The sequence below is a fragment of the Achromobacter xylosoxidans genome (assembly GCF_014490035.1).
GTDB classification, from domain to species: Bacteria; Pseudomonadota; Gammaproteobacteria; order Burkholderiales; family Burkholderiaceae_B; genus Achromobacter; species Achromobacter bronchisepticus_A.
Genome location: NZ_CP061008.1, coordinates 2303657 through 2322452, shown reverse-complemented (window position 1 = coordinate 2322452; position 18796 = coordinate 2303657). Strand labels below are relative to the sequence as shown.

Below are 18796 nucleotides of genomic sequence, written 5' to 3'. Positions count from 1 at the left end.
CCTTGCTTCGGTTGCGCGGCGCAGGCGGTCCCTAGACGCCCACGCCCAGGTATCGGTCCTTCACGTTTTCGTCCGCCATGAAGTCCGCGTTGCTGCCTTCGTAGACGATGGATCCCTGCTCGATGATGAAATGGCGGTCGGCCAGCTGGGTGCAGACTTCCAGGTTCTGCTCCACCAGCAGGATGGTGACGCCGGCCTGCTTGATGGACTTGATCTGCGCCACGATCTCCTCGACGATCACCGGCGCCAGGCCTTCGACCGGCTCGTCCAGCATCAGCACGCGCGGATGGTTCATCAGCGCGCGCCCGATGGCCAGCATCTGCTGTTCGCCGCCGGACAACTGGCCGCCGCCATTCTTGCGGCGCTCCTTCAGGCGGGGAAAGATGCGGTAGATGTCTTCCAGCTGCCAGGGCGAATCGCGGCGCATGCCCAGCTTGAGATTTTCCTCGACCGTCAGCAGCTTGAAGATGCCGCGGTGCTCGGGCACCAGGCAGACCCCCATGGACGCGATCCTGTGCGCCGGCAGCCCGGCGATGTCGCGCCCGCCGTAGCGCACCGCGCCCCCCTTGGGCGCGATCACGCCGGCGATGGTCTTGAGCGTGGTCGACTTGCCGGCGCCGTTGCGCCCCAGCAGCGTCACCACCTGGCCCCGCGGCAATTCGAGCGACACGCCTTGCAGGATATGGCTCTTGCCGTAATAGCTGTGTACGGCGTCGACATGCAGCATCATGCCCGGCCTCCCGTGATCATGTTGCCCAGGTACGCGGCGCGCACCCGCTCGTCGCTGCGGATCGCGGCAGGCGTGCCCTCGACCAGCACGCGGCCCTGCTGCATCACCGTGATCGTGTCGGAGATGTCCATCACGATGTTCATGTTGTGCTCGATCAGTACGACCGTGTGGTCGTCGCGCAGGCTGCGGATCAGGCGTTTCATCTCATCCAGGTCGTCCACCCCCATGCCGGAGGTGGGCTCGTCCAGGAAGATCGCGCGCGGCCTGGCGGCCAGCGCCATGCCCACTTCCAGGCGCCGCTGCTGGCCGTGCGACAGCGCGCCCGCCGCCACCTGGGCCAGCCGCGACAGGCCCAGGCGCTCCAGCGCCGCGTCGACAACCTCACGCTGCGCCCGCGGGCCCGTGGGCGGATGCCAGCAGTCGAAGGCGCCGGCGCGATGCGCGCCCTGAGCCGCCAGCCGCAGGTTTTCCCGCACCGACAGGTTGGCGAACAGGCTGGTGACCTGGAAGGAGCGCGCGATGCCGCGCTGCACCCGTTGATAATCGGCTTCCTGCGTCACGTCATGGCCGTCGAACACGATGCTGCCCTCGCTGGTGCGCAAGGTGCCTGTCAGCGTATGGAACAGCGTGGTCTTGCCGGCGCCGTTCGGGCCGATGACGGAATGCACCGTGCGCGGCTGCACCTGCAGATCCACCCCATGCAGGGCCACGAACTTGCCGAAGCGCTTGACGATGCCCCTGGCCTGCAGCAGCGGCGCGGAATGTTGCGGATTCATGCGCGTCCCTCCTTGGCGGCCGGCTCGGCGCCGGCAGGCTTGCGCCGCAGCGCCAGCCAGATGCGTTCTCCCAGCCCCCACAAGCCTTTCTGCATGAACAGGCTGACCGCGATCAGCAGAAAGCCCAGCAGCATCAGCCAGCGCGGCCACAAGGTGGAAAGCCAGTCCGCGAACAGCACGTAGAAGGCCGCCCCCAGCACGGAAGCGAACAGGTTGCCGGTGCCGCCGATGACCGTCATGACCAGGATCATCTCGCTACTGTGGTATTCGATGCTGGACAGCGGCGCGATGCCGGTCATCATTGCCAGGAAGGCGCCCGCCAACGCGGTCACGGCGCCCGAGATCGCGAAGGCCGACAACTTGAAGAGGCGCACGTTGTAGCCCACCGCCATGGCGCGCGCCTCGTTGTCGCGGATCGCCAGCAGCGTGCGGCCGAACACCGAGTTGGTCACGCGCAGCAGCAGCCAGAATATCGCCAGGAAGCACACCGCCACGAAGGCGTAGAACTGCCAGGGCGTCGCCAGCGGCATGAGCTGCAGGCCCGCCACCGACAGCGCCGGACGCGGCACGTCCAGCAGGCCATTGTCGCCCCCGGTCAGGTCAGGCAGGCTGTACGCCAGGAAATAGAACATCTGCGCGAAGGCCAGCGTCAGCATCACGAAGTAGGTGCCGCGCTGGCGTATCGCGAACCAGCCCACCAGCGTCGCGCCCAGCGCGCCCACCGCCATCGCCGCCAGCAACGCCAGCGGCATCGGCAGGCCGGTGCGCGTCAACAGGATGCCGACGGCATAGCTGCCCAGGCCGAAGAAGATGCCCTGGCCGAACGACAGCAGCCCGGTGAAGCCCAGCAGCAGATTGCAGCCCAGCACCGCCAACGCGTAGATCAGCACTTCCGTGGCCAGCGAGCCCGACTGCATGCACAGCGGCAACAGCAGCACCACCGCCAGCGCCAACAGCAATTGGGCATGAGATTTCAAGCGCGTCATCATCCTCTCCCCATCAGGCCGTGGGGACGCAGCAGCAGCACCGCCGCCATCGCCACATAGATCATCAGCCGCGCGCCTTCCGGCCACAGCGTGCTCATCACGCTCTGCACCACGCCGATCAAGAGGCCGCCGACCAGCGCGCCGAAGAAGCTGCCCATGCCGCCCACCACCACGATGACGAAGGCGATACCCAGAGCCTCGATGCCCATGAACGGCTCGACGCCGCGGATCGGCGCGGCCAGCACCCCGGCCAGCGCGGCGGTCGCCGCGCCCAGCGCGAACACCAGGCTGAACATGCGGAACACGTTGATGCCCAGCATGGACACCATCTCGGTGGATTCGCTGCCGGCCCGCACCGCGCTACCCAGCCGCGTGCCTTCCAGCACGTACCAGAGCAGCAGCGAGAAGACGGCGGTGAAACCGATCACGAACAAGCGGTATTTGGGATAGATGAAGCTGCCCCACATGACCACGCCCTGCAGGGCCGAAGGCGCGGCGACGTTGTCGCCTATCGGCCCCCAGATCACGATGACCAGTTCCTGCAGGACCAGCGCCAGCCCGACGGTGATCAGGATATGGAATTCATGCGCCTGCGCGTAGACGTGGCGCAACAGCGCTTTCTCCAGGACCCAGGCGCCGGCGCCCACCAGCAGCGGCACGATGGCCAGCGCGAGCCAGAAATTCAGGCCCCACTGGATGGCCTGGAAACAGAAGTAGGCGCCCAGCAGATAGAACGCCCCGTGGGCGAAGTTCACGAAGCGCAACAGACCGAAGACGATGGACAGGCCGACTGCCAGAAGGAAGTACAGCATGCCTACCCCGATCCCATTGATGATCTGGAGGAGATAGACGTTCATGGGTATGCCCGATGGAGGTAACGGAAGGCCGCGGGGCGCGCGGCGGCCGCGGACGCAACGCGCCCACGGCCGCCCGCCTCAGGGGCGGGCTACAGCTTGCAGCCGGTTTCCGCGGGCGGCAGGAAGGAGCGGCCGCTATGCACGATCTCGGCGTAATCGTCCTTGTCCTTCATGTCCTTCTTGGCGCGGCCTTTGAGCAGGTAGTAATTCTTCAGGACCTGGTGGTCTTCCTTGCGGATTTCCTCCTTGCCCGTCAGGCCTTCGTAGGCCATGCCCTCCATGACGGCAATCACCTTGGCCGGGTCGGCGCTGCCGGCCTTGACAATGGCGTCCAGCATGATGCGGGTGCAGATGTAGGAGCCTGCCAGGCTGTAGTTGGGATTGGCGCGCGTCTTGTCGCGGGACAGCTGCACCAGTTCCTTGTTGAGCGGCGAGTCGATGCCGTGCCAGTACTGCGCGCCGAAGTACACGCCTTCGCACAGGTCGGCGCCCAGGCCCTCGAATTGCTCCAGGCCCGAGGCCCAGGCCACCAGGATGGTGCAGTTCTGCTTCATGCCGAAGCTGACGGCCTGGCGCAGCGTGTCCGAGGACTGCGAGCCGAAGTTCAGGATCAGCAGCACGTCCGGCTTGGCGGCCATGGCGTTGGTGAGATAGCCGCTGAACTCCTTCTCGGTCAGCGAGTGATAGCTGTTGCCCACATGCTCGATGCCCTTTTCCTTGAAGATCGCCTTGGCCGCGCTGAGCAGGCCGTCGCCGAATACGTATTGCGGCGTGATGGTGTACCAGCGCTTGGCGTTGGGCAGCTTTTCAAGCAGGGGACGCACGGTCTGCTCGATGGCGCCGAAAGTGGGCACGGACCAGCGGAAGGTGGCCCGGTTGCAGTCCTTGCCCGTGATTTCGTCCGCGCCCGCCGTGGTGATGAAGACGCCGCCGGCGCGTTCCACTTCCTTGCCCATGGCCAGCGCTTCGGACGACAGGATGCCGCCGGCGAAGAATTTGACGCCCTTCTGTTGCGAGACTTCCTGGACCTTGCGCACCGCCGTGGCCGGCTTGCCCTCGGTGTCCAGCACGGTATAGGCCAGCGGCCGGTCGAGCGCGCGGCCATACTGCTCCAGCGCCAGTTTCATGCCCAGGTCGGCGTATTTGCCATTGGCGGCAAAGGCGCCCGACATGGGCACCGGACACCCGAACTGAATGGCGTCGGCTTGCGCCAGCGCGGACCGGGCGGTCCAGAGTGATCCAGGCACGGCGCCAAGCGCGGCCAATTTCAGCAGGTTGCGGCGATTCAAGATGGTTCTCCCTGGCTGCCGCTGGCGGTGCCGCGGCATATTGACGATGTCGAGCGCGCACCATGCGCGTCCCCATTCCGACTCTGTCTGCTCCAAGCTCCCGTGCCAGGGCTGCCGCCGCGTGGGCGTACTCGCAAGTCCTGGCCTCATGCCTATACTGCGACTACCATCCTATTTATCATGATAAATAGGATTATTATCATGATCAGTTTGGCGAGCCGGATCTGTCAATAGAAGGCGCATCAGGTATAACCCGGGGTCCGCGCAGAACCCGCCCGGGGCATGCCCCGCGCACACCACGCAGCAACGGAGGAACGCAATGGCGTTCAACAGTCACGACCTACAAGCCGCGGGCGCGTCGAGTCCGCCCAAGCGCAGCGACCTGGTCGCCGAAGAGATCAAGCGGTTGATCACGGCCAAGAACCTGTTGCCCGGCGACAAGCTGCCGCGCGAGAGCGAGCTGCAAAGCATGTTCTCGGTCAGCAAGAGCACCATGCGCGAAGCGCTCAAGTCGCTGGAGGTGCAGGGCTTGGTCAAGGTCAGCACCGGGCCGGGCGGCGGCGGCACCGTGGTCGAGGTGCCGCTGGACCGCACTTTCCAGCTGATGCAGAACTACCTGTTCTTCAAGGAAGTGCGGATCGAGGACATCTACCAGGTGCGCAAGCTGCTGGAGCCTGAGCTCGCCGCCAGCGCCGTGCCGTTCCTGACGGACGCGCATTTCGCTGCGCTGGAGGAAAACATCGCCTGCTGCGACCCGTCGGCCGAGCACGTCGATGACCCGCTGGCCCAGCGCCAGGAAGAAATCAATTTCCACGACATCTTCGCGGCGGCCTGCCCCAATCCGTTCCTGCGCTTCAGCTGCGAGATGACCAATGAAATGATTCGGCAGCTGACCGTGTTCGACAACGAGATGCCGCTGTCCGAGCAGCAGCGTTTCGGCAGCGCCAACACGGGCTTTCACCGCAAGATCCTGGCCGCGGCGCGCGAGCGCGACGTCGAAAAGGTGCGCGACTTGATGAGCGAACACATGCAGGACGCGATGCGTTCGGTCAAGCGCATGCACGGCAAGCTCGAAGGCCGGCTGATCCTGGATTCAGAGATGTCCCGGCGCAACGTCACGCGCAAGGCGCGCCGCGGCGGCAAGAAGGCCTGACGGCGCCGGCGACCAGGCGGCGTGGGCCGGCCGGCCGTTGCCGCCTCAGTCCAGCTTGATGTGATTGGCCTCGATCACCGCGCCCCAGCGCTGGCGGTCTTCCTGCACGTAGGCATCGATTTCTGCCTGGCTGCGGGGCGCCTGGATCACCAGACCCAGCGGCTCGAAGCGACCGCGAAACGCCGGATCCTTCAGCACCTTGTCCAGCGCCGCCTGCAAGCGCTGCGCCTCGGCCTGCGGCACGGCGCGCGGCACGGCCAGGCCGAACCAGGTGGCGGCGCGGAATCCCGGAAAGCCGCTTTCCGCCACGGTCGGCACCTCGGGCAGCACGGCCAGGCGCTCGCCGGTCGTGACGGCCAGCGCCTTGATCTTGCGTTCCCGCACCAGCGGCAGCGAGGTGCTGATCACGTCCACCATGAGCTGCGTGTCATTGCCCATCAGCGAGGTCAGGGCCGGCGCGCTGCCGTTGTACGGAATATGCGCCACGTCCATGCCAGTGCGCGATTTCAGCAGTTCGGTCGCCAGCTGCAGCGGATTGCCTATGCCCACGGAGGCGTAGTTCAGTTTGCCGGGCCGAGCCTTGGCATAGGCGACGAACTCGGCCAGCGTGCCCGCTGGGACCTCGTTGTTCGCCACCACCACCAGCGGCAACTCGGCGGCGATGCCGAACACGCGGAAGTCGCGCGCGGCGTCATAGGCGATGCGCTGGTAGAGCATGGGATTGAGCACCATGCTGGCATTGCTGGCGAGGAAAACCGTGTATCCGTCCGGCGCCGACCTGGCCACCTGGGTCGCCGCGACCATGGTATTGGCGCCGGGCTTGTTCTCCACCACCACGGTTTGCCCGAGGTCGCGCGACATGCCTTCGGCCAGCACCCGCGACAACTGGTCCGCGGAGCCGCCCGGCGTGTAGGGCACGACCAATTTGATCGGTTTGTCCGGAAATGCCGCCAGCGCGGCGGCCGGAGCCGCGAGCGCGACGATCGCCGCGGTCGCGATGCGACGCAGCCTGAGGTTCAGCCTGATTGCCATGCCTGTCTCCCTTGTGGGTTTTGTTATCGCGGCGATACGCCGCCCTGCTATACCTGGCGCTGCCTGCCCGCCCAGAACTCGGCGCGCAGCCGGCGCTTGGCGATCTTGCCGTTGTCGTCGCGCGGCAGCTCCGACCGCAGTTGCAATTCGCGCGGCACCTTGTAGCGCGCGATCCGTTCCCCCAGCCATTGCGTCAGCGTCCCGGGATCGGGCGAGGCGCCCGCCGCGGGCTGCACCAGCGCCATCAACCGCTCTCCGTACTCGTCGTCAGGCACGCCGAACACCGCGCAATCCGCCACGCCCGGATACTGCATCAGCTGATGCTCGACCTCGGCCGGATAGATGTTCACGCCGCCCGAGATGACCAGGTCCGATTCGCGGTCGCACACGTAGAGATAGCCGTCCGCGTCCAGATAGCCCAGGTCGCCCAGGCCGATGAGTCCGTCCTTCTCCACGTCGGCGCGGGCCTGCGGGTTGTTGCGGTAGGTGAAGTCCGCGTAGGCCGGCTGGCGCACGTGGATACGGCCGACCTGGCCCGCCGCGCAGGGCGAGCCGTCTTCGGCATAGATCCTGACCTGCGCGCCGCCGATGGGCCGGCCGGCGCTGCCGGGGCGGGCAAGCGCTTCGTGCGAATCGATGACCGTGACCATGCCCGCCTCGCTCGACGCATAGGTTTCATGGATGACGGGACCCAGCCATTCGATCATGGCGCGCTTGATTTCCGGCGCGCAGGGCGCGCCGGTCGAGGCCACGAAGCGCAGCGACGACAGGTCATGCGCGGCGCGGGTGGCGGCGTCCAGCCTCAAGAGGCGCACGTACATGATGGGCACCAGATACACCGTATCGATGCGATGCGCCTCGATCAGGCGCAGGACTTCCACCGGATCGAACCTGTCCGTCAGCACGAAGGTCTCGCAGACCCGCAAGGCGACCTGCGCGAATACGCTGGGCGCGCTGTGGTAGATCGGCGCGGGCAGCAGCGCGCGCGATCCTGGACGCAGGCCGTAGGCCGCCTCCACCACCGCTTCGACCTGTTCCAGGTGGCGCGCCAGATGTTCCAGCGGGAACGGCGCGCGCACCACGCCTTTGGGCCGGCCGGTGGTGCCCGAGGTATAGGCCATGTGGCCGCGCGGCGCCACGCGCGGGCCGTCGTAGGGCTGCTGGCGGTCGCGCCAGGCGTCGTAGTCCGCAGGGCCGGACTGCGACGCGCCGGGACCGGCCAGCAGCACCGGCAGACTGGCGGGCAACGCATCGCGCAGCGGCAACCACAGATCAGCATGGGCGATCAGCAGGCGGGCGCCGCTGTCTTCGATGAGGAATGCCGCTTCCGCCGCGGTGAAGTGCCAGTTGATCGGGCAGTAGTAGCAGCCCAGCCGCTTGCAGGCCTGGATGATCTCCAGATAAGGCAGGCCGTTGCGCAGCAGCACGGCGATCACATCGCCTTCGCGCACGCCCATTGCCGCCAGGCCGGCGGCGACCTGTACGCCGCGCGCGGCCAGCGCCGCGCCCGACAAGTGTTGGCCGCCCGCGTGGATCGTGCTGTCCGTCATGCGCCCCCCGTGCTGCGCTGCGCCTTGTCCTGCGCGGTGCGCGCTTCGATGGCCTGGCGCGCGGCGGCCCAGTCCGCGTCGCTCCATTCGGCGTATTGCTTGAAGTAGGCGCCGTTGGCCAGATAGTCGCCGCCGTCCAGCGCAATGGTCTGGCCGTTAATCCAGTCATAGCCCGGACTCAGCAGGAACGCCGCCAGCTCGCCGATGTCATGCCCCGTGCCCAGGCGCCGCATCGGATTCTGCTGCGTCTGCGCATCCGCGCCCGAGTCCTTGGGCCGCAGCCGCGCGCTGGCCCCTTCGGTCGGAATCACGCCCGGCGCGATGGCGTTCAGCCGGATGCCGTGGCGGCCCCATTCGATGGCCAGCGACTTGGTCATGGCGTCTATGCCGGCCTTGGACATGGCCGAGGGCACCACGAAGGGCGAACCGGTCCAGACCCAGGTCACCACGATGGACAGCACGGCTCCGCCCGTGCCTTGGGCGATCCAGCGCTTGCCGACGGCCTGGGTCGTGTAGAAGGTGCCGCGGAACACCGTGTCGGCGATGGCGTTGAAGCCGCGCGGCGACAGTTTCTCGGTGGGACTGATGAAATTGCCCGCGGCGTTGTTGATGAGGCCGGTCAGCGGACCATGCCCGGTCCAGATGGCGTCGACCGCGGCGTCCACGGCCTCGGCATCCCGGATATCCACCGCCTGGACGTGGACCTCGGCGCCGTAACGTGCGCGCAGCCCGGCGGCGGCTTCTTCCAGCACCGCGGCGCGACGTCCCCACAGGTGCAGCGCAGCGCCCAGCGACGCCAGGCGCTCGGCCATGGCATAGCCCAGGCCGGTGCCGCCCCCGGTGACGAGGATGCGCTCGCCGCGGAACAGATCGGCGCGGAACATGGTTTGCGGGACGGTCCCGCCGGGCTGGTTTTGGGGCATGGCCTGGTCTCCTTGGTGATGGAGGCCAGAATATCAACCGCCGCCACGCCGCGACAATCCCGCAGCTTGCGTAAACTATGTTTCCTCACAGTCAACAATAGGACCGCGCATGCCCGCCCTGCCCGCGCTGGACCTCAACCTGATACAGCTGTTCGTGACCATCGTCGATGCCGGCACGCTGAGCGAGGCGGCGGTGCGCCACGGCGTGACCCGGTCGCATGTAAGCCGCAACCTGCAGAAGCTGGAACGCGCCTTCGGCGCCCAGCTCATCCGCCGCAGCACCCGGCGGCTGGAGCTGACGCAGCAAGGCTCGGTGCTGTACGAGCACGGTGCGCGCATGGCGCGCGAGGTCGAATCCGCCCGCCATGCGCTGCAAAAGCTCGGCACCGAGCCTGCGGGCCACGTCCGGCTGAGCATTCCCACCGGCCTGGGAGAGCTGGACCAATTGCGCCCGCTGCTGGTGAGCTTCGCCTTGCGCCATCCTGCGCTGACGCTGCGCGTGCTGTTCTCGAACCGGGTGAGCGACCTGATTTCGTCGGAAATCGACGTGGCGCTGCGGGTGATGACGACGCCCCCGCAGGATTACGTGGCGCGCGCGCTGGGCGACGTGAAATGGGTGCTGTGCGCGGCGCCTTCCTATCTGCAGCAGTTCGGCCCGCCCGCCCATCCGCGCGACCTCGGCCGCCTGCACTTCCTGGGTCCGCCCGACCCCAGGCCCCAGGTCACGCTGCGGCTGCGCCGCAAGGACCAGCTGCATGAGGCCAAGCTCGCGCCGCGGCTGCAATCGGAGTATTTCCCGTTCCTGGCGCAAGCCGCCCGCGCCGGCGCGGGCGTGGCGCTGCTGCCGGCCTACGTGGTGCACGAGGATCTTGCCGCGGGACGACTGACGCCGGTGCTGCCGGCCTACCAGGCCATGGGGCCAGGCGACAAGCTGTTCATCCTGACCACGCCCAACCCCTACCCCTCGACCGCACAGCGCGCGGTGGTCGATTTCCTGCGTACCGAACTGACCGTGCTGCTGCGCGATTTTCTTGCGTAGACCCGCGTCGCCTCGCTGGGCCGCAACATGCGCGTAGGACTTTCTTGATAAAAGAGGCTTGCGACCCGCGCACGCCTCGGCCAGAGTATCGGTTTGGGCCAACGACCGCCCGCCCCTGATTGCAGTAGGGGAACTTTGGCGGTTCGCTCAAGTCTTATATAAGATATAAGACATACGGCCGCGCAGGCATCAGTCTCACATAGAATGACAAATGCGCAAAAACGCCAGAAAATGCCGGCTTCAACCGGGCAAAACCACGGAGTCCATCATGCCGCACAACACCCTAGACACCCTCAAGAATTTCAAGATCGGCAATAAATCCTGTCAGTACTATTCGCTGCCGGCGCTGGGCAAGTCCCTCGGCATCGACGTGCAGCGGCTCCCGGTTTCGATCCGCATCGTGCTGGAATCCGTGCTGCGCAACTGCGACGGCAAGAAGGTCACCGAAGAGCACGTCAAGCAGTTGGCCAACTGGCAGGCCAATGCCCGCCGCGAAGACGAAATTCCGTTCGTGGTGGCCCGCGTGGTGCTGCAGGACTTCACCGGCGTGCCGCTGCTGGCCGACATCGCGGCCATGCGTTCCGTGGCCGACAAGATGGGCAAGAGCCCCAAGAGCATCGAGCCGCTGGTGCCGGTGGACCTGGTGGTGGACCACTCGGTCATGATCGACTACTTCGGCACCAAGAATGCGCTGGACCTGAACATGAAGCTGGAATTCAAGCGCAATCAAGAGCGCTACCAGTTCATGAAGTGGGGCATGCAGGCGTTCGACACCTTTGGCGTCGTGCCTCCGGGCTTCGGCATCGTCCACCAGGTCAACCTGGAATACCTGGCGCGCGGCGTGCACCTGGACAAGAAGAACAACGTCTACTACCCGGATTCCCTGGTGGGCACCGACAGCCACACCACCATGATCAACGGCATCGGCGTGGTGGGCTGGGGCGTGGGCGGCATCGAAGCCGAGGCCGGCATGCTGGGCCAGCCCGTGTACTTCCTGACCCCCGACGTGGTCGGCGTGGAACTCAAGGGCAAGCTGCGCGGCGGCGTCACGGCCACCGACCTGGTGCTGACCATCACTGAAATGCTGCGCCGCGAGAAGGTGGTGGGCAAGTTCGTCGAATTCTGCGGCGAAGGCACCGCCAGCCTGTCCGTGGCCGAACGCGCCACCATCGGCAACATGGCGCCGGAGTACGGCGCCACCATGGGCTTCTTCCCGGTCGACGAGCGCACCATCGACTACTTCCGCGGCACCGGCCGCACGGAAGACGAAATCGCCGCCTTCGAGGCCTACTTCAAGGCCCAGAAGATGTTCGGCGTGCCCAAGGCGAAGGACATCAATTTCACCAAGCTGCTGACGCTGGACCTGTCCACCGTCGCGCCGTCGCTGGCAGGTCCGAAGCGCCCGCAAGACCGCATCGAGATCGGCAACGTCAAGAACACCTTCATCGACCTGTACTCCAAGCCGGTCGCTGAAAACGGCTTCAATCAGCCGGCCGAAAAGCTGGAGCAGACCTTCACCACCAGCGCCGGCACCAAGGTCAAGAACGGCGACGTCCTGATTGCCGCCATCACGTCCTGCACCAACACCTCCAACCCCAGCGTGCTGCTGGCGGCCGGCCTGCTGGCCAAGAAGGCGGTGGAAGCCGGCATGACCGTGCCCAAGCACATCAAGACTTCGCTGGCCCCGGGATCGCGCGTGGTCACCGAATACCTGACCAAGACGGGCCTCTTGCCCTACCTGGAAAAGCTGGGCTTCGACGTGGCCGCCTACGGCTGCACGACCTGCATCGGCAACGCCGGCGACCTGACCCCGGACCTGAACGAGGCCATCACCGGCAACGACCTGATCTGCTCGGCCGTGCTCTCGGGCAACCGCAACTTCGAGGCCCGCATCCACCCGAACATCAAGGCCAACTTCCTGGCCTCGCCCCCGCTGGTCGTGGCCTACGCCCTGGCCGGCACGGTCACGCGCGACCTGATGACCGAGCCCGTGGGCCGCGGCAAGAACGGCGACGTGTGGCTGGGGGACATCTGGCCGACCACCGAGGAAATCGAATCGCTGCTGAAGTACGCCCTGGATCCCAAGGCGTTCGAGGCCAACTACGGCCAGGTCAAGAGCAACCCGGGCAAGCTCTGGGAGAACATCAAGGGCGTTACCGGCGACACCTACAACTGGCCTGATTCCACCTACATCGCCGAACCGCCCTTCTTTGACGGCTTCGGCATGACGCCGGGCGCGATGCCGACGGTCAAGAACGCCCGTGCGCTGGGCGTGTTCGGCGACTCGGTCACGACCGACCACATCTCGCCGGCCGGCTCCATCAAGGAAACCTCGCCCGCAGGCAAGTGGCTGAAGGAAAACGGCGTCATGAAGGCCGACTTCAACAGCTATGGCTCGCGCCGCGGCAACCACGAGATCATGATGCGCGGCACCTTCGCCAACGTGCGCATCAAGAACCTCATGATTCCGGCGCTGCCGGACGGCAGCCGCTTCGAGGGCGGCGACACCCTGTTCCAGCCCACCGGCGAACAGATGTCCATCTATGACGCGGCCATGAAGTACGTTGGCGCGGGCACCCCCACCGTGGTGTTCGGCGGCGAAGAGTACGGCACCGGCTCGTCACGCGACTGGGCGGCCAAGGGCACCCAGCTGCTGGGCGTGAAGGCCGTGATCACCCGCAGCTTCGAACGCATCCACCGCAGCAACCTGGTCGGCATGGGCGTGCTGCCCCTGCAGTTCAAGGGCTCGGACAGCGTGCAGTCGCTGGGCATCACCGGCGAGGAAACCTACGACATTTCCGGCCTGGAAAACGGCATCAAGCCGATGCAGGACGTGACGCTGACGATCACCCGCAAGGACGGTTCGAAGCAGGACGTGACGGTGCTGCTGCGCATCGACACCCCGATCGAGGTGGACTACTACCAGCACGGCGGCATCCTGCCTTTTGTGCTGCGCCAGCTGCTGGCTGCCTGATCGCCTGACCGGCAAGGCAATGGCCCGGGAACCGCGAGGTTCCCGGGCCATTTTCATTGCGGCCGCGCTTCGAATCAGTCCGCGAACTCGTAGGCGTCCATTGCCAGCGCGCCGTACGAGATTTCATCGGTCAGGCGCTGAAAACCGGTTCCGCCCGCTCCCAGCGCCACGTACAGGGGCATCAGGTGGTCGTCGTGCGGATGAGCCTGCGACGCGCCTGGCGCCAGCGCCTGCCAGTCCAGCAGCGCCGGCAAGTCATGGCCGCCCAGCTTGTCCGCGTACCACTGCTGGAAGGCCGGCACGTAGGGCAGCGCGGGCGCGTCCTGCGGCATGCGCACGTGGCGCAGGTTGTGCGTCAGCGAACCCGAACCGATGACCAGGATGTCCTCGTCCCGCAGCCGGGCCAGCGCGCGGCCCAGCTCCAGCTGGCCAGCCGCATCCCGCCCCATGTCCAGCGACAGCTGCACCACTGGCACGTCCGCGTCCGGATAGAGGTAGCGCAGCGGCACCCAGGCGCCATGGTCCAGCGGGCGACGCGGATCCAGGTCGGCCGCGATGCCCGATTCGGCCAGCAGGGTTTGCACCCGCGCCGCCAGTTCCGGCGAGCCGGGGGCCGCGTACTGCAATTGATAGAGTTCCGGCGGAAAACCGCCGAAATCGTGCCAGGCCACCTGGCGGTCGCGGGTGGACAGCGCCAGACCCTCGCCCATCCAGTGCGGCGACACGACCAGGATGCCCTTGGGCTTGCGGCCCTGCGCGGCGCTCCAGGCGGCAAGCGCCGGGCCGGTCTGTCCAGGCTCGACGGCGAGCATGGGGGATCCATGGGATACGAAAAGCGTAGGCCAACGCATGGCGGCGCCTCCTGATATTGAGTAGATGAGGGTATTTTCCGCCGGTTCCTATCAGCAATAAACCACCTTGATTGGCATTATCTGTTGCTGATTTGGCATCAATACATTTGTACCGCCATGGCTGGCGCGCCTCACGGGGGCTGCGCGCCGCCGTCCGCGCCGGGCGTTAAACTACACAGTTGCACACTTACTGGACGCTCCCCGAAGTTATGGCCCGATCCCGCAGCCAATCCGCTCCCCGCCTCACCCGTGACGCCGCCAAACTGGTCGCGCTTGCCCAGGCGCTCAACCGCTCGGGCAGCCGCCTCGAAGACGTGTTCTGGGAGAACCAGCTTGGCGTAGCGATTCCAAAGCTGCTCAAGGCGGGGCAGGACGCCCCCCTGGAAGCGGCCCTGGACCACCTCGCTCAGAACGACGTGGGCGCATACGAGATCCTGATCGAACAGGCCGAAACCCTGTCCGAATCGATGAAGATCGAGAAAAATGGCGTCCACTACGACATTTTGCTGGTCGTGGCCCCCATCGTCGCCTGGACCCGCTACGCCATTCCGACCGGCCCGATCGCCGCCGGCGCGCAACAGGCCCTGCTGGCGCAGCTGCATGGGCATGTCCTGTCCAGCAAGGCCCGCAGCTCGCTGATGCCGGTGTTGGTCAGCGTGGACCAGATGCCCCGCACCTTCTCCGAAACCTGGCAATGGCTGCAGCGCCTGGGCACCCAGGCGCTGGGCGCCGAAACCGCCAAGCCCGCCTTGAACACCGAGACCGAGACGGCCAACATGCTGGCCGACACGCGCTATATCGTGGCGGCCGTCGCGGTACCCGAAGGCGAGCCGATCTTCCGCTGGCAGGAACAGCTGGGCGAAGCCGACGCCAGCCGCGACGCCTGCCAGGAACAATGGGCGGCGCAGGCCCAACCGACCCTGGCCAACCTGCTGCCGGGCTGCGGTTTCGAAGCCCTGCTGCCCGACGCCTACTATGTCAGCAACCGCGAAGCCGACCGGCGGGTGCGCCCCTTGTCCCTGCGAGCGGCGGTCAGCTGGCTCGAAGGCGCGGTCAGCCTGGAGGCCTCCCAGTTGCGGGCGGTAGTGGCCGGCTGCGGCGAAAGCCGCATCGACGAATACCGCATCGGCTTCACGGCGCGCAGCAGCAACGACGTGTACTACGGCTGCGTCTGGCCGCTGTACGGGCGTGAGGAAGACCTGCCGTCCGACGAAGGCCAGCCCGACGTGGTGGACGAGATCGCCGCGCTGCTCAAGGAATACGGCGTCACCGAAGTGCGCCGCATCCCCGGCGTGCTGCCTCCCGAGTACTGTGAAGACTGCGGCGCGCCCTACTTCCCGAATCCGCTGGGCGAATTGGTGCATGCCGAACTGCCCGAGGACGCGGAGGCCTCGCCGGCCAAGTTCCACTAGGCCGCCATGCAAGCGGACATCTTCTGCCGGGTCGTCGACAACTATGGCGACATTGGCGTTTGCTGGCGCCTGGCGCGCCGGCTGGCGCACGGCCGCGGCTGGGATGTGCGCCTGTGGGTCGACGACCTGGCCAGCTTCGCCCGCATCCAGCCCGGGATTGCCACGGACAGCCCGCGCCAGCAACTGGCGGGCATCGACATCGTGCGTTGGTCCGAATCGCCGGATCCGGCGCTGGCCGCGCGGGACGTGGTGATCGAGGCATTCGCTTGCGACCCACCCGAGGCATTCCTGGAAAGCATGCGGCGCGTGCATCCGGCCTGGATCAACCTGGAATACCTGAGCGCCGAATCCTGGGTGGAAAGCTGCCATGGCCTGCCCTCGCAGCGGCCGGACGGACTGATCAAGCACTTTTTCTTTCCCGGCTTCACCCAGGCCACCGGCGGGCTGCTGCGCGAGCCGGGCCTGTCGGCCGAGCGCGACGCCCTGCAGGCATCGCCGCAAGACCAGGAAACCTTCCTGCGGTCGCTGGGCGTGCCTCAGGATCTGCTGTTGCGCCGCCGCGACGGTGCGCGCACCGTGTCCCTGTTTTGCTATCCGACTGCGCCGATCACGGCGCTGGCCGGGGCCCTGGCGGCCGACCCGCGCCCCAGTCTGCTGCTTGCCCCCGAAGGCGTAGCCCCCGGACTGGAAGCCGCCTGCGCGGCGCCGGGCGCGCCGTCGGTGGCCCGCCTGCCCTTCGTGGCGCAGCCCGATTTCGACCGGCTGCTGTGGTGCTGCGACCTGAATTTCGTGCGGGGCGAGGACTCCTTCGTCCGCGCCGCCTGGGCCGCGCGCCCGCTGGTCTGGCAGATCTATCCCCAGGACGAAAACGTGCACCTGGAGAAACTGGAAGCCTGGCTGGCACGCTATCCGGCCCCCGAAACCGCCCAGGCGCTGATCCGGGCCTGGAACCACCCGGAAACGGGCGCAACCGCTGCGGCGCTGTCCGCCGCCCTGGCGCCGGCCGCCTGGGCGGACTGGGCCGCCGCCGCGCGGGCCTGGGACGCCAGCCAGGCCGCGCTGCCGGATCTTGCCGAAAATCTGGCTGATTTTTGCGCAGACTTGGCCAAGAAACGTTAGAATAGAGAGTTTTCCGAGCGCCCTGTATTTGTCGGGCCTCAACTATGACGCCTCCCGGGGTGTGCATGAAGCCGCTGTCTGCGGCGGCTTTTTGCAAGCACGGCGAGTGCACCCATCACCCCCGGAGTTTTATCGATGAAAACCGCTCAGGAATTGCGAGTCGGCAACGTGGTCATGGTCGGCAAGGATCCCCTCGTGGTCCAGAAGGCCGAATACAACAAGTCCGGCCGTAACGCCGCTGTTGTGAAGCTGAAGTTCAAGAACCTGTTGACCGCCTCGGCCAGCGAATCGGTCTACAAGGCCGACGAAAAGTTCGAAGTCGTCCAGCTCGACCGCAAGGAGTGCACCTACTCCTACTTCGGCGACCCGATGTACGTCTTCATGGACGAAGAGTACAACCAGTACGAAATCGAAGCCGAAAGCATGGGCGACGCCCTGAACTACCTGGAAGAAGCGATGCCCGTGGAAGTGGTCTTCTACGACGGCCGCGCCATTTCGGTTGAACTGCCCACGACCCTCGTGCGCGAAATCACCTACACCGAACCCGCCGTGCGTGGCGATACCTCGGGCAAGGTGACCAAGCCCGCCAAGATCAACACCGGCTACGAGCTGAACGTGCCGCTGTTCTGCGCCATCGGCGACAAGATCGAAATCGACACCCGCACGAACGAATACCGCAGCCGCGTCAACAACTGATCCGGCAAGCAGGCAAGAAAAAGCCAGACCTTCGGGTCTGGCTTTTTTTATTGCCGCGGCGCGCTGGCGTTACTGCAGCCGCTCGTCGTCCAGGAAATCCGGCACCGCCATGACGTCGATGCCATCCTCGGCCAGCGATTCGCGTTCTTCCGGCGTGGCCGTGCCGCGGATCGGGCGGTCGTCGGCATCGCCTTCGTGGATGCGGCGCGCCTCTTCGGCGAAGCGCGGTCCGACGTTTTCGGTGTTGCGCAGCAAGGCGCGCACCTGGCGCATGACGACCGCCTGCAATGCGGCCATTTTTTCCGCGTCGGAGGCATTGGCCGGCAGCTGGGGCTGGGCGGCGGGCGCGTGCAGATGGGCGACGTTCAGGCGCGGCGCGGACAGCCGCTTGGTGATGCTGGCCGAACCGCAAACCGGGCACGTGACGAGGCCACGCGCCTGTTGCGCGTCATAGTCTTCGTGCGAACCGAACCAGCCCTCGAAAATGTGGCTGTGTTCGCACTGGAGGTCGAAAACTTTAAGTGCCATGGCGTCTATTTGGGGTGCAACTCCCAGAATACAAGAAAGCGCCGGCGACAGGCGCTTAGCCCCTGCGAGCGCAACACCTATTCCCGGCCGGCCAGCACAAAGCGGGCCCGCAGGCCCGCTTTTGCGCATGCCCGAAGGTCACTTGCCGCGGTTCTGGGCCGCCGGGTTCCCTACTTGCGCCTGCTGCGCCTGCAAGGCGTCGATCTGGCGTTGCAGGTCGCGCAGCTGCTGGCGCACGTCCTTCTGCTGGTCGGCCAGCGCCGTGGCTTCCTGGCGCGACTGCTCCTGGCGCGCAGCGACCTGCTCTTCCTGCTGCAGGCGCACCGCGCGATCGGCCTGCAGGGTGCTCAGTTCGGCGCTGCGGCTGGCCAGCAGCTTCTCGGCGTGCGCGTACTCGGCCTGCATCTTGATGCGCTTGATGTCCACCTCGGCCAGTTCGGCGGATTGGGCGACGAAGGCGCGGTAGGTGGCTTCGGCCTGCTTGTCCGACTTGGTCTTCACCACGCGCCAGAAGTCCTTTTGCTGGAACAAGGCGACGTAATAGGTCAGGTCGTCCGGCTTGAACAGCAGGCTGGCGCCGTAGGTGCCGTTGTAGGCCGTGCGCAGCTCCGACACCTGGCGGCTTTGGATCAGGCTTTGCAGCTCCGACAGCGTGGATGCGGGACGCGCGGCTGGCGGCGGCGCGGGGGGAGTCACGGGCGTGGCAGCCGCCTGCGTGTCCTCGACCTGTTTAACCGTGGCCCGGGGCGCTTCGGATTGTGCGCTGGCGCAAGCGGCCAGGCCGGACAGGGCCGTGCCCAGCAGCGCCATGCGGACGGCGCCACGGATAATCTGGACGTTCATGCCTTCCCCAAAAAAATCGTTGCGGAACTATAGCAATT

General features: G+C 66.4%; 17 protein-coding genes. 6 read left to right on the top strand and 11 right to left on the bottom strand.

Features of this window, described 5'->3' with window-relative positions; translation table 11 throughout:
- Positions 1-31 precede the first annotated feature (31 nt).
- The 5 genes from IAG39_RS10915 to IAG39_RS10895 all read right to left on the bottom strand — a co-directional run bounded on the left by IAG39_RS10915 (position 32) and on the right by IAG39_RS10895 (position 4638).
- Positions 32-730, bottom strand: a complete 699-nt coding sequence (locus tag IAG39_RS10915) for an ABC transporter ATP-binding protein (RefSeq protein ID WP_118932538.1) — start codon at positions 728-730, stop codon at positions 32-34.
- On the bottom strand, positions 727-1506 hold the full coding sequence (locus tag IAG39_RS10910) for an ABC transporter ATP-binding protein (RefSeq protein WP_059372302.1): 780 nt from the start codon (positions 1504-1506) through the stop codon (positions 727-729). Before IAG39_RS10910 ends, IAG39_RS10915 begins: the two co-directional genes overlap by 4 nt.
- Entirely contained in the window at positions 1503-2492 is a 990-nt protein-coding gene (locus IAG39_RS10905) for a branched-chain amino acid ABC transporter permease (protein WP_118932547.1), read from the bottom strand. Before IAG39_RS10905 ends, IAG39_RS10910 begins: the two co-directional genes overlap by 4 nt.
- Positions 2492-3349 (bottom strand): branched-chain amino acid ABC transporter permease, encoded by an 858-nt coding sequence (locus IAG39_RS10900; RefSeq protein ID WP_059372296.1) that lies wholly within the window; start codon positions 3347-3349, stop codon positions 2492-2494. The genes IAG39_RS10905 and IAG39_RS10900 overlap by 1 nt, the downstream gene beginning before the upstream one ends.
- A gap of 89 nt (positions 3350-3438) precedes the next feature.
- Entirely contained in the window at positions 3439-4638 is a 1200-nt protein-coding gene (locus tag IAG39_RS10895) for an ABC transporter substrate-binding protein (protein WP_059372294.1), read from the bottom strand.
- A 319-nt stretch (positions 4639-4957) separates the two neighbouring features.
- Between IAG39_RS10895 and IAG39_RS10890 the strand changes: the two genes are divergently transcribed.
- Complete coding sequence (locus IAG39_RS10890) at positions 4958-5791, top strand: FadR/GntR family transcriptional regulator (RefSeq protein ID WP_054452979.1); 834 nt, start codon at positions 4958-4960, stop codon at positions 5789-5791.
- Positions 5792-5836: 45 nt separating this feature from the next.
- Here the strand turns inward: IAG39_RS10890 and IAG39_RS10885 are convergent, their stop codons facing one another.
- The 3 genes from IAG39_RS10885 to IAG39_RS10875 are packed head-to-tail and all read right to left on the bottom strand — an operon-like array spanning position 5837 to position 9257.
- On the bottom strand, positions 5837-6823 hold the full coding sequence (locus IAG39_RS10885) for a Bug family tripartite tricarboxylate transporter substrate binding protein (protein WP_059372289.1): 987 nt from the start codon (positions 6821-6823) through the stop codon (positions 5837-5839).
- Between the two features lie 47 nt (positions 6824-6870).
- Complete coding sequence (locus tag IAG39_RS10880; RefSeq protein WP_118932539.1) at positions 6871-8373, bottom strand: AMP-binding protein; 1503 nt, start codon at positions 8371-8373, stop codon at positions 6871-6873.
- Positions 8370-9257 (bottom strand): SDR family oxidoreductase, encoded by an 888-nt coding sequence (locus IAG39_RS10875; protein ID WP_054453670.1) that lies wholly within the window; start codon positions 9255-9257, stop codon positions 8370-8372. The genes IAG39_RS10880 and IAG39_RS10875 overlap by 4 nt, the downstream gene beginning before the upstream one ends.
- A 148-nt stretch (positions 9258-9405) precedes the next feature.
- Here IAG39_RS10875 and IAG39_RS10870 point away from each other — a divergent pair, with 148 nt between their 5' ends.
- A complete protein-coding gene (locus IAG39_RS10870) occupies positions 9406-10335 on the top strand; it encodes a LysR family transcriptional regulator (protein ID WP_118932540.1) in 930 nt (309 codons plus the stop codon).
- Positions 10336-10603: 268 nt separating this feature from the next.
- Positions 10604-13309 carry an aconitate hydratase AcnA gene (gene acnA / locus IAG39_RS10865; RefSeq protein WP_059372277.1) on the top strand — a complete coding sequence of 902 codons (2706 nt, stop codon included), beginning with the start codon at positions 10604-10606 and terminating at the stop codon, positions 13307-13309.
- Between the two features lie 74 nt (positions 13310-13383).
- On the opposite strand, the gene IAG39_RS10860 is transcribed toward acnA, so the two are convergent.
- A complete protein-coding gene (locus IAG39_RS10860; RefSeq protein WP_118932541.1) occupies positions 13384-14160 on the bottom strand; it encodes a DODA-type extradiol aromatic ring-opening family dioxygenase in 777 nt (258 codons plus the stop codon).
- Between the two features lie 209 nt (positions 14161-14369).
- Between IAG39_RS10860 and IAG39_RS10855 the strand changes: the two genes are divergently transcribed.
- The 3 genes from IAG39_RS10855 to efp all read left to right on the top strand — a co-directional run bounded on the left by IAG39_RS10855 (position 14370) and on the right by efp (position 17387).
- Positions 14370-15572, top strand: coding sequence for a DUF2863 family protein (locus IAG39_RS10855; RefSeq protein WP_059372273.1), 1203 nt, complete (start codon positions 14370-14372; stop codon positions 15570-15572).
- Between the two features lie 6 nt (positions 15573-15578).
- Positions 15579-16691, top strand: coding sequence for an elongation factor P maturation arginine rhamnosyltransferase EarP (gene earP / locus IAG39_RS10850; RefSeq protein WP_187523971.1), 1113 nt, complete (start codon positions 15579-15581; stop codon positions 16689-16691).
- A gap of 135 nt (positions 16692-16826) precedes the next feature.
- Positions 16827-17387 (top strand): elongation factor P, encoded by a 561-nt coding sequence (gene efp, locus IAG39_RS10845; protein ID WP_006225610.1) that lies wholly within the window; start codon positions 16827-16829, stop codon positions 17385-17387.
- Between the two features lie 69 nt (positions 17388-17456).
- Here the strand turns inward: efp and IAG39_RS10840 are convergent, their stop codons facing one another.
- Both IAG39_RS10840 and IAG39_RS10835 read right to left on the bottom strand, forming a co-directional pair.
- Positions 17457-17915: a DUF1178 family protein gene (locus tag IAG39_RS10840; RefSeq protein WP_059372268.1), complete on the bottom strand. Its 459-nt coding sequence runs from the start codon at positions 17913-17915 to the stop codon at positions 17457-17459.
- Positions 17916-18053: 138 nt separating this feature from the next.
- The gene (locus IAG39_RS10835; protein ID WP_118935222.1) at positions 18054-18758 is read right to left on the bottom strand and encodes a DUF2968 domain-containing protein; all 705 of its coding nucleotides are present in this window, start codon (positions 18756-18758) and stop codon (positions 18054-18056) included.
- Positions 18759-18796 lie beyond the last annotated feature (38 nt).

What these genes read in the sequence shown, in the direction of transcription:
- IAG39_RS10835 (WP_118935222.1), bottom strand. Translation starts at nt 18,758, where the DNA reads ATGAACGTCCAGATTATCCGTGGCGCCGTCCGCATGGCGCTGCTGGGC.
- IAG39_RS10885 (WP_059372289.1), bottom strand. Translation starts at nt 6,823, where the DNA reads ATGGCAATCAGGCTGAACCTCAGGCTGCGTCGCATCGCGACCGCGGCG.
- IAG39_RS10910 (WP_059372302.1), bottom strand. Translation starts at nt 1,506, where the DNA reads ATGAATCCGCAACATTCCGCGCCGCTGCTGCAGGCCAGGGGCATCGTC.
- IAG39_RS10840 (WP_059372268.1), bottom strand. Translation starts at nt 17,915, where the DNA reads ATGGCACTTAAAGTTTTCGACCTCCAGTGCGAACACAGCCACATTTTC.
- IAG39_RS10900 (WP_059372296.1), bottom strand. Translation starts at nt 3,349, where the DNA reads ATGAACGTCTATCTCCTCCAGATCATCAATGGGATCGGGGTAGGCATG.
- IAG39_RS10905 (WP_118932547.1), bottom strand. Translation starts at nt 2,492, where the DNA reads ATGACGCGCTTGAAATCTCATGCCCAATTGCTGTTGGCGCTGGCGGTG.
- IAG39_RS10855 (WP_059372273.1), top strand. Translation starts at nt 14,370, where the DNA reads ATGGCCCGATCCCGCAGCCAATCCGCTCCCCGCCTCACCCGTGACGCC.
- IAG39_RS10875 (WP_054453670.1), bottom strand. Translation starts at nt 9,257, where the DNA reads ATGTTCCGCGCCGATCTGTTCCGCGGCGAGCGCATCCTCGTCACCGGG.
- efp (WP_006225610.1), top strand. Translation starts at nt 16,827, where the DNA reads ATGAAAACCGCTCAGGAATTGCGAGTCGGCAACGTGGTCATGGTCGGC.
- IAG39_RS10880 (WP_118932539.1), bottom strand. Translation starts at nt 8,373, where the DNA reads ATGACGGACAGCACGATCCACGCGGGCGGCCAACACTTGTCGGGCGCG.
- earP (WP_187523971.1), top strand. Translation starts at nt 15,579, where the DNA reads ATGCAAGCGGACATCTTCTGCCGGGTCGTCGACAACTATGGCGACATT.
- IAG39_RS10890 (WP_054452979.1), top strand. Translation starts at nt 4,958, where the DNA reads ATGGCGTTCAACAGTCACGACCTACAAGCCGCGGGCGCGTCGAGTCCG.
- IAG39_RS10860 (WP_118932541.1), bottom strand. Translation starts at nt 14,160, where the DNA reads ATGCGTTGGCCTACGCTTTTCGTATCCCATGGATCCCCCATGCTCGCC.
- IAG39_RS10870 (WP_118932540.1), top strand. Translation starts at nt 9,406, where the DNA reads ATGCCCGCCCTGCCCGCGCTGGACCTCAACCTGATACAGCTGTTCGTG.
- acnA (WP_059372277.1), top strand. Translation starts at nt 10,604, where the DNA reads ATGCCGCACAACACCCTAGACACCCTCAAGAATTTCAAGATCGGCAAT.
- IAG39_RS10915 (WP_118932538.1), bottom strand. Translation starts at nt 730, where the DNA reads ATGATGCTGCATGTCGACGCCGTACACAGCTATTACGGCAAGAGCCAT.